Raw genomic sequence first — 10,021 nt, 5'->3', positions numbered from 1 at the left:
TTTACCAGATAATCACTGATTATTTATTTTACCCATTTATAGCCCTTAAAAAGGGTTTCTTTTTCAGCACCCTCTACTGCCAATGAGTATTTTTTTATAAGAGTATTTTTTTATTAATCTCACCATTACACTCCTAGTCATAATGCTTGCTTTAGGGTTTTCTTATATAGAAAGTTGTTTTTTTATATGGAAACGATCACACTTATTATATATAATGTTGATAGGGTTTTCAATTAGGTGTGTATATTGATTCATGTAAATGAGCCATAAAAAAATATGTTCGAAGTAACCCTTAATAATCAATTATAGCATACTATTTTTAGTGAAAGAAGTTAGTTTTTTTCTTCCATTTGAATTTGTTGGAGCATGTATAGATAGTTTAGCTGCTCATAGAAGAAGACAGTAGGGTATGTTATGCTTGAAACAAAGGGTTGGAAAAGTGAATGTACTCATATGAGTAACCGCTTAATTTTTAAATAAAAGAAAGGATGATGATAGTGATAAGAAAAGCTTTTGTGATGACAGTTTATCCGGATAAACACGAAGAATATCATAGAAGACACAATGAGCTCTGGCCAGAAATGGAAACTATGCTAAAAGAGCATGGTTTAATTCAATACAACATCTACTTGGATGAGGAAACGAATCTTTTGTTTGCGCTTCTAGAGTTGGAAGATAATCATAGGTGGGATGAAACAGCGTCTACTACCATAAATAAAAAATGGTGGGATTATATGGAACCTGTAATGGAAACCAATCCTGATAATAGTCCGGTTACACGAAATCTGAAAGAAGTCTTTCATTTAAGTCAAGATAAGGAGAATAAAAATGTTTAATATTGGAATTAGAGCACATGATATTGAAAACACGACAATTGAAGATTTAGCTGACAAAATAGCTGAAAAAGATATTCAATATATTCAGTTAGCTTTACTTAGATCGGTTAAAGATTACGAAGTGACCACGCGAAATATGAATATAGGTATGGCTAGAGATATTGGAAATGCATTCCGTAATCAAAATATAAATATTGCCGTTTTGGGATGTTACATCAACATGATACACCCAGATTTGGATGAAAGAAGAAAAGCTTTGGATTTCTTTAAAGCTCATATCCGTTACGCTAAAGCTTTTGGAGCATTAACAGTAGGTTCTGAAACAGGAGCAGCTACACCAGAAGTTCAGTACACTGAGAAGAATTTCGAAGAAGAAGCTTTTAACAATGCAGTTGAAAGTGTTAAAGAATTGGTGAAAGAAGCGGAAAAACATGGAGTCATTGTAACTATTGAAGGTGGAATCAATCACCCTATTTATGCTCCTATAATGATGAAAAAATTAATTGATGAAGTAAATTCTGATAACATGCAGATTATTTTAGATGTCGTAAACTATTTATTCCCAGATAATGCTTCGGTTGAAACACAGCACGAAATAATAGATGAGGCTTTTGATTTATTTGGAGATAAAATCACTGTCATTCATGCTAAAGACTTTGTTATTAAAGATAAGGAAAAACAAATTGTTCCTGTGGGACAGGGTGAAATGGATTATGAGTATTTAATGACAAAGATAAAGAATGAGAAACCAGGTATTCCGATTTTACTTGAAGAAACTCAAGAGCCACACATAGATGGCGCTATTAATTTTTTAAACAAATTTTACTAATAGGAGAATAAAATACGATGACAGAACTCGAACTTAACAAGGATAAGATTACAGACTATATTGATAAATTAGCTGAGAATTTATCAGCCATTAAAGATGACACAGGAGAGTACCTGCTTGATTTTGATGGATTAATTGTTGATGATAAAAGTTGGCATGTTTGGAATTGGCCACAAGGTGTAGGGTTGTACGGGCTATATTCTTACTATAAATTCACAAAAAGTGAATCTGCTAAACATATTTTAGATGAATGGTATGAGCAGCGTTTAATTGAAGGCGCACCACCAAAAAACGTGAATACGATGGCGCCTTTATTAACGATGGCTTTTCTATATGAAGAAGAAAATAGAACAGAGTTTAAGCCTTACTTGGAACAATGGGCAGACTGGGTTATGTACGATATGCCTCGAACAGATGAAAACGGCTTGCAGCATATGACATACGGACCAGAAAACAAAAATCAGTTATGGGCAGATACTTTAATGATGACTGTTCTACCGTTAGCCAAAATAGGTTTACTATTAGACAGACCGGAATATGTAGAAGAAGCAAAAAAACAGTTCCTGATCCACATTAAATATTTAGCAGATAAAGAAACAGGTCTCTGGTTTCACGGCTGGACATTCGAAGGGCATCATAATTTTGCCAATGCCTTATGGGGACGAGGAAATTGTTGGGCCACTATAGCTATACCTGAGATTATTGAAATGTTGGATTTGAAATCTGGAGATCACTTATATGATTTCCTGACAACTACTTTAAACAGACAGGTTGAAGCACTAAAAAAACACCAGGATGAAAGTGGTTTATGGTCAACGTTACTAAATGATTCAGATTCATACCTCGAAGCTTCGGCATCTGCTGGTTTCGCTTTTGGGATACTTAAAGGTATTAGAAAACGTTATATCTCAAAAGACTATTTACCTGTTGCTGAAAAAGCCATTCAAGGTATCGTGGATAATATTAATGAAGAGGGCGCAGTAGAAAAAGTATCTGTTGGAACAGGTATGGGTGATGATTTAGACTTTTATAGAAATATTAGAGTGACGACTATGCCTTATGGTCAATCCCTTGCGATTTTAGCCTTAACTGAGTATCTATACACATATGTTTAATTCGTATATAAATAAGTAAACATTTAAACAAACAATCTTTAGAGCTGTAGAGTATTCCGTTACTTTACACATAAAGGTTGTTTGTTTTTTTATTTCGATTATTTATTCATTCTTATAATTAATTGCATTGATTTTTTATAGTTTGTTTCCATTTTTGTATTCAGAAAACGGTAACAATAAGGGTATACTATACATAGAGTAATTGTTATATATAGAAGGAGAGAGAAGCAAATGAATAAACGTTTTTATGCGTTATTAGCAACAACTGCCCTAATAGCTACTGCATGTGGGAATGGTGCAGAGAATGAAGAAGATACAGGGGCAGAAAACGACCCTAACGTAGATGCAGAAGTTGTTGAAGGTGACGGCGACCAATCGATAAGAGTAGCATGGTGGGGCGGACAAGAACGTCATGACATGACTTTGGAAGCGATTGAATTATTTACTGAAGAAACAGGTATTACAGTAGAAACTGAATACACTGGATGGGATGGCTACTGGGAAAGATTAAATACCCAAGCAGCAGGTAGTAATTTACCAGATGTCATTCAAATGGATAATTCTTACTTAAATGAATATGACAGTAATAGCCTATTAGTAGATTTAGCACCTTATACTGAAGACGGTACCATCGACTTATCAGATGTTGATGATGTCTACCAAGAGATTTTAGAAGTAGATGGCCGCACATTAGGAATTTCAGGTGGAGCGAATGCCCTAGCAGTTATCTATAATGTGGACTTAACTGAAGAACACGGTGTCGATATGGAACCTGGCTTCACATACCAAGATTTATATGATATCAATTTAGAAATCAAAGAAACAATCGAAGCCGATGGTGGAGAATACTGGGGCTATGACTTTGCAAACTCTGAGTATGAGTTATTCAATAACTATGTCAGACAGAATGGTCAAAGTTTTTATAATGAAGATGGAAACGGTTTAGGCTTTGAAGAACCCGTTTTAGTAGATTTCTTCGAGTGGTTACAAACCATGGTTGCAGACGGTGCAGCGCCAACGCATGATATTATGTTATCCTACCATGAAGGTGGAGACAGCATGGTACAAGATGGCACGTCACTCATGAGAACAGCAGCAAGTAACCAGTTAATCGGTGATCAACAATCGACAGATTACGAATTAGGACTGACCGTTTTACCGTCACTAGATGGCACACACGCTAACTTTATTCGACCATCCATGTCTTGGTCTGTAACAGATCATGCAGAAGATGTCGACGCAGCAGCTGAATTTATTAACTTTATGACTAATAGTATTGAAGCTAATGAAATTCTACAAGGTGAAAGAGGCGTTCCGATTTCAAGTGTTGTTAGAGATCACTTAAGCGAGCAAGTTGAAGAATCAACTAGAAAAACCTTTGAATTCCTTGATGTAGTCGCTGATTACACTGAGCCTGCAGATCCAATTTCGCCTCCAGGAGAGACAGAAGTCCGTGGGTCATTCTTAAGAGTCATTGAATCATTAAAATATGAACAAGTGACTCCTGAAGAAGCAGCTGAACAATTTATCAATGAAGCAAACGGTATTTTAAACTAATTAACTAAAAGAGGGCAACGCCTTAACTGATGCAGTTGCCCTTTATTTTAGAAAGGAAACGGTGGTGCAACTATGGCAACAAATTTCGGCGATTTTTCTGATAGTATGAAAGGGATGAAAGGAAAAGATAAGACGGATAACCTAGCTGGATATTTAGCGATATCACCTTGGTTGATAGGTTTTATTCTATTAACAATTGGACCTATGCTAGCTTCTCTTATTTTGTCTTTCACTGAATACAGATTATTATCAGCTCCAGAATGGATTGGTCTCGATAATTTCAGAAGATTATTTTCTGATGCAAGATTTATAAACTCATTAAAAGTAACGTTTCAGTATGTAGTCATTTCAGTTCCATTGAGATTGGCTTTTGCATTATTTATAGCTATGTTATTCAACACTGGACGAAAAGGTAGTGGGCTATTTACTGGTATTTTCTATATTCCTTCTATTATCGGAGGAAGTGTAGCAGTAGCTGTTATGTGGAGACAGTTGTTTGGTCACGGTGGTGCGATTACAGAAATACTGTCTGCACTCAATATTACCGATCGGAACTTAATAGGAAATCCAGATACAGCCATTTATGTCCTTGTGTTATTAGTCATATGGCAGTTCGGTTCACCGATGGTTATATTCTTAGCTGGTCTGCGGCAAGTTCCAACCTCCCTTTATGAAGCAGCCAGTGTGGATGGCGCTTCAAAGATTAAGCAATTTTTCCATATTACAATTCCTATGTTAACACCAGTTATTTTCTTTAACTTAGTAATGGGAACTATTCAAGGCTTTATGACATTTACTCAAGCCTATTTGGTAACAGGCGGTGGACCTTTAGATGCGACTAATTTCTATGCCGTATACCTATATGAGCAGGCATTTGAATACCGTCACATGGGGTATGCTTCAGCGATGTCTTGGGTGCTATTATTAATTATAGCTGTTGTAACGGCCATATTCTTTGCCACTTCTAAATACTGGGTATTCTACCAAGGAGGAGAAAAGTAATGAAAACTAAAAGTAGTAAACGAATAAGAGATATTATTTATTATGTTTTTGTTATCTCCTTAGGTTTCACCATGCTCTATCCCGTTCTATGGTTAGTCAGCAGTTCTTTAAAACCAGAACCTGAGATTTTTGGTAATGCCGTATCTTTAATACCTAGTGAAATTGATTGGATGAACTATGTAGAGGGGTGGGCTGGATTCGGAGGTATTGGATTCGGTACTTACTTTAGAAACACGTTCATTATTGTAGGAATCGTTGTAATCGGTACCTTACTTACTGGATCAGTAGTCGCCTATGGGTTTGCGCGTTTAGAATTTAGAGGAAAAGCTATTTTGTTTGCTTGTTTAATGGCTACGCTCATGCTGCCTATTCAAGTGACTTTAATCCCACAGTATATTGTCTTTAATAATATTGGATGGGTTAACACTTTTTATCCATTAATTATTCCTGCTTTTGTAGGGGGACAGCCTTTCTTTATCTTTTTAATGATTCAATTCATTAGAGGAATTCCAAAGGAACTAGATGAAGCAGCTATCGTTGATGGTGCCACTAAAATGCAAATCTTTTGGAAAATAATTTTACCACTATTGAAACCCGCTTTAGTTACAGTTGCTATATTCTCATTTATGTGGACATGGGATGACTTTATGGGACCTTTAATTTATTTAAATAATGCGAGTCTTCATACTGTATCTTTAGCTTTACGTAACTTTATGGACGCTACAGGGTCGACTAACTGGGGACCATTACTTGCAATGTCTACATTGTCTATTATTCCTCAAATTGTTCTATTCTTAATATTCCAGAAGCAAATTGTTGGTGGTATTGCAACAACTGGACTGAAATAATCAAAAAAATAGAAGTAGTAATAAACAATGTCTGTTTATAGCTACTTTTATTTTTATTATGTAAATATGGGTAACTCCCAATAATCTATGAAAAATTATGTTTCCCAAATTTCTCGTTGCTCGTATGATGATTTCTGTCGATGAAGGTAATATAATCCAATCCTTGTCTGGATTAAACAGCTTTATAACAGATCCAGTAAAGCAACGAGAAGTATAAGAAGGCATGTTTAAAAAACTTCGTTTTTTTGAAGTTTTTCGAGATATGTAAAATCACTTCTACAGTATTAGTCCGTGTACTGTAGAACACTGTTCCCGAAAGATAATAAACGGATCCACTTGTCGGGCATTGTTTTTGCATCATCATGGACGAATGGAATCCTCACAGGAACTTCGCCATCTAATGACTGATGTGGACGTAGAAAGTTGAAGCAGGCAGTAAAGCAAGCGACATGAGCACGTGCACCATTTTGAGATTTAAATCCATGGGTGCCACGGTAATTGCCTTTGTAAGTCCGGTTCAATCGTTCGATGATTTGTTTAAGGGGCCTATATTGCCTAGATACTTCGTCCTCGTTGGTTAAACCAATGACTTGAGTGATATCGAAGTTCAGGCCGTGTTGGGCCAGGAAATGTTGTGCCAGTTTGTAAATGGGGTTTCCATCAACGATGAGGTTTAAATCCTCAGGGATTTCGCTAGCTATATAGTGGTCGAGCACATCGTGAATGGCCCTGATTGCTAATTCAGTATTGCGTTTTTCAGACACTCTTTGGGATAAGATGATTTTATTCTTTGCATCGAAGAAGTAACAGATATAGTGCCATTTTTTCCCGACACGGATGTAGGTCTCGTCTCCACAGATCTGATCAGAAAGATCATAGGGGTAGTGTTGAGTAAGGGTGTAAAGTTGAGCCCCTGCTGCTGCCGCGTAGTTTAATATCGTCTGTCTACCAATCTTTACTCCGTGTATGTCGTAGATTAATGCGGCAACCTTAGGTGCAGGAAGGCCGTAATTAACGTGGTAGGTCAAAATCTCACCTAATAATCGAGGTGAGGCATGAATGCGACTTAAGTCAACTGGCGATTCAATCAGTCCATAGGACTTGATGTCCTCGAGTTTTAAATTAAACTGACGATAGACGTATCGTAGCTTTAAGTAGTATGGTGCGACAGTATAGAGTTCCTTTTGCTCCTCACTCAACTGGTTTAACGCCTGAATATAATAAGGGCAAGTGTCGTTTTTACACTTGTAGATGTCGAATTCGGACCGTTGTTTAATCTTCTCAAGACACTTCTCACAGTGAGGACATTTGAGAATGACATCTTTAGAGTAATGATTCTTCGAATTAAATAAAGCAGAACAGACTTTGCACTGATATTGTCCGTGCACACCATTATTCTTATAGAGATAATCATGGGGCGCATGACACTTAGCGCAACGTACATGTTCAGGAACTTCAGAAGATGACTTGTGGCGACGAACAGGTTTGATCGGTTTACCTGCTTCCACGGCCTGTTTTAGAAGGTATTTATAGTCCGCCCGTTCAATCTTTACAACTTTCGGTGGGTCATCAAGGGTCAATTTGTTGTAATCAAGCTTTGTGATATCGGTCCCTTTAGGTGGTCGATCACCCGCATCTTCAAGCCAAGTAATATAATCGTTTAAAAGTTGAATTAAACTGTTTTGCCACTTGATTTTATTAACTAAATACATGATAATCTGAAGTAGATTAGGCATCTCTTTTCACTCCTTAAGTGATGAATGTTTGTTTTAGTGAACTTCATTTTATCAGATTAAGGGGGGGAAGAGGTGCCTTTTTGTATTTTAATTGATAGAGCAACGATAGTTGCATTAAAACAACACGAAAAAACAAAAAAGTTGGTAATTACTTAAATATGTGAGGGAGTTTTAAAATGAATAAAAAGGACATCATTGAAAAAGTCTATACATTTTGTGAATGGGTTATGTTTCTATCCCTACTCAATTTTCTATGGCTGTTATTTACTCTAGCAGGAGTTGTCCTATTGGGATGGGCTCCGGCTACAGCGGCGTCATATGCCGTTTTAAATAAGGTGTACGAAGAAAAAACAATTAAAATAGCCGCTTTCAAAACTTTCTGGACTGAATATAAAACCTATTTTCTTTCTGCAAACTATCTAGGTTACAGTATTTTGGGTGTAAGTGCGTTCATGATATTTGGAATGATTACACTACCCACTTTACCAACAGCGCTGTTCTTCGTACTGGCAGTTTTTTATGGCGCAGTAGTCAGCATGTTTTTAGTAACGAGTCTCTATATATTTCCTGTACTGGTTCGAAAAAATGGATCTTACACTGAAACAATAAAAACATCCCTGTTTATGGGAACGGCTCATTTGAATCACATTATAAAAATGATTCCATTATTATTTATCAGCTATATACTATTTATGGGATTCCCAGGCACTATGATCTTTTTACTAATCAGCTTGCCTATATTTATAATATCTAAGCAAACAACCCAATCATTTGAAGGAATAGAACAAAAATCAAAAAAGGACGTGCTAGTGAAAGGGCATGAGACATAAAGGTTTATAATCATGAATAGATAAAAGAAAAAGGAATGAATCTTGTAAGACAATTTTTTGTTACAGTGTTTGGTCATATAATTATTAAAATGTCTTCATAAAAGGTTATCAAAATTCATCAGATAAGAAAATGATGTTACTAAAATCAAAGACATATCTCAGTCACTCAAAACACACATATTTTTAAATGAAAGCATATATATTTAATCATAAGTATTTTTGAGTTTTAATAGGCGAACCAATTTCATAACTAACTTTTTAAAAAAGGAAACACTCGTCTAATTTCAAAATGACTATTTTTTAAAAATTACACGGCTATTTCTTTTCTGTTCTTTCTCTCAGCTAACCGTTGGTTTGCATAGGTTCGTGCATTGTATGCCAGTTGAATCAAACGATAAAAAGCATTGGCATGATCGGCTTTATAAAAGCGTGTAGCATTGAGTTGATAGGCATCTTTTAAGTAAGCGTTGACTCGCTCGACACTGCTTCGCTCATTGTAGATACGCTGCCAAGCTTGTGTGCCTCTTGCGGGATGATTGTACTTTCTGGCATCATCCATTTGTTTTACCTTATAGACTTTTTGACACAGCCCCGCATTTTTTAAGGGGCACTCCCGGCAATGGGCTTCTGGTCGAACATACTTGAGGGCACCATAACGTTTATCATAGCTGTCGTACTTATAGCTGTGTTCACGAAAACAGGTAGGGGCATAATGGTCATCAACTTCCCCATTATGTTTCGCTTGTCTTTTTAAGGCGGTGATCGGCTCTTGACCAGAGTTGTGAGCTTCCGTATAAATGTCTTTGGCATCGTACCCTTTATCCAAGGTCAAATAAGAGGGGGTATCGGTTCGGATTTTATTTTTCCCTACTTTTCGAATCGTTGGGATCGCTAAACTGACATCCGCCGTAAAGGCGGACGCCACTGTCATATCTAAGATGTATTGGGTCCGAGTGGAAACGGCTAAGGACACTTTATAGCCAAACCAAAAGGTATTTTTTCCTTGACTGTTCTTTTTCACACCCCAAGAAGGATAGGTCGGAATACATTCCACGATCTCTTCTGTACTCATGGCGTGCTGGTCTTTGATTTTAGGCAAGGATGGATTGCTTGTTTTATGTGGCTTGGTCCGTGCGTCAACTGCCGTTGCGTCAAGCGCAACGTTTTCTTCAAAAATAGCGAATTCGTTATGGATCAGTTGAAGGAGTTGATCATTCATGGTTTCCAGCACAGATAGATTATCGGCTAGGATACTCATCACACGAGAA

At 36.8% G+C, this 10,021-nt stretch carries 9 protein-coding genes; 7 read left to right on the top strand and 2 right to left on the bottom strand.

What is annotated here, in order from left to right:
* The first annotated feature begins 497 nt into the window (after positions 1–497).
* The 6 genes from rhaM (at position 498) to ABDZ53_RS07050 (ending at position 6,187) form a co-directional block, all read left to right on the top strand.
* Entirely contained in the window at positions 498–836 is a 339-nt protein-coding gene (rhaM, locus tag ABDZ53_RS07075; RefSeq protein ID WP_343755018.1) for an L-rhamnose mutarotase, read from the top strand.
* On the top strand, positions 829–1,665 hold the full coding sequence (locus tag ABDZ53_RS07070; RefSeq protein WP_343755016.1) for a sugar phosphate isomerase/epimerase family protein: 837 nt from the start codon (positions 829–831) through the stop codon (positions 1,663–1,665). Before rhaM ends, ABDZ53_RS07070 begins: the two co-directional genes overlap by 8 nt.
* A 17-nt stretch (positions 1,666–1,682) precedes the next feature.
* Positions 1,683–2,780 carry a beta-galactosidase BglB gene (gene bglB, locus ABDZ53_RS07065; RefSeq protein WP_343755014.1) on the top strand — a complete coding sequence of 366 codons (1,098 nt, stop codon included), beginning with the start codon at positions 1,683–1,685 and terminating at the stop codon, positions 2,778–2,780.
* A gap of 231 nt (positions 2,781–3,011) precedes the next feature.
* Positions 3,012–4,337, top strand: a complete 1,326-nt coding sequence (locus ABDZ53_RS07060; protein WP_343755012.1) for an ABC transporter substrate-binding protein — start codon at positions 3,012–3,014, stop codon at positions 4,335–4,337.
* Between the two features lie 72 nt (positions 4,338–4,409).
* Positions 4,410–5,339 carry a carbohydrate ABC transporter permease gene (locus tag ABDZ53_RS07055; RefSeq protein WP_343755010.1) on the top strand — a complete coding sequence of 310 codons (930 nt, stop codon included), beginning with the start codon at positions 4,410–4,412 and terminating at the stop codon, positions 5,337–5,339.
* On the top strand, positions 5,339–6,187 hold the full coding sequence (locus ABDZ53_RS07050) for a carbohydrate ABC transporter permease (RefSeq protein ID WP_343755008.1): 849 nt from the start codon (positions 5,339–5,341) through the stop codon (positions 6,185–6,187). The genes ABDZ53_RS07055 and ABDZ53_RS07050 overlap by 1 nt, the downstream gene beginning before the upstream one ends.
* Before the next feature lie 284 nt (positions 6,188–6,471).
* On the opposite strand, the gene ABDZ53_RS12920 is transcribed toward ABDZ53_RS07050, so the two are convergent.
* Positions 6,472–7,215 (bottom strand): DDE-type integrase/transposase/recombinase, encoded by a 744-nt coding sequence (locus tag ABDZ53_RS12920; protein ID WP_425541684.1) that lies wholly within the window; start codon positions 7,213–7,215, stop codon positions 6,472–6,474.
* Between the two features lie 884 nt (positions 7,216–8,099).
* Between ABDZ53_RS12920 and ABDZ53_RS07040 the strand changes: the two genes are divergently transcribed.
* Positions 8,100–8,753, top strand: a complete 654-nt coding sequence (locus ABDZ53_RS07040) for a YesL family protein (protein WP_343755006.1) — start codon at positions 8,100–8,102, stop codon at positions 8,751–8,753.
* Between the two features lie 307 nt (positions 8,754–9,060).
* On the opposite strand, the gene ABDZ53_RS07035 is transcribed toward ABDZ53_RS07040, so the two are convergent.
* Positions 9,061–10,021: transposase (locus ABDZ53_RS07035; protein ID WP_343755004.1), on the bottom strand; the 961-nt coding region annotated here is incomplete at its 5' end.

Origin of the sequence: Alkalibacterium iburiense, assembly GCF_039521845.1 — a bacterium.
GTDB classification, from domain to species: Bacteria; Bacillota; Bacilli; order Lactobacillales; family Carnobacteriaceae_A; genus Alkalibacterium; species Alkalibacterium iburiense.
This window is presented reverse-complemented; position numbering and strand designations above follow the sequence as displayed.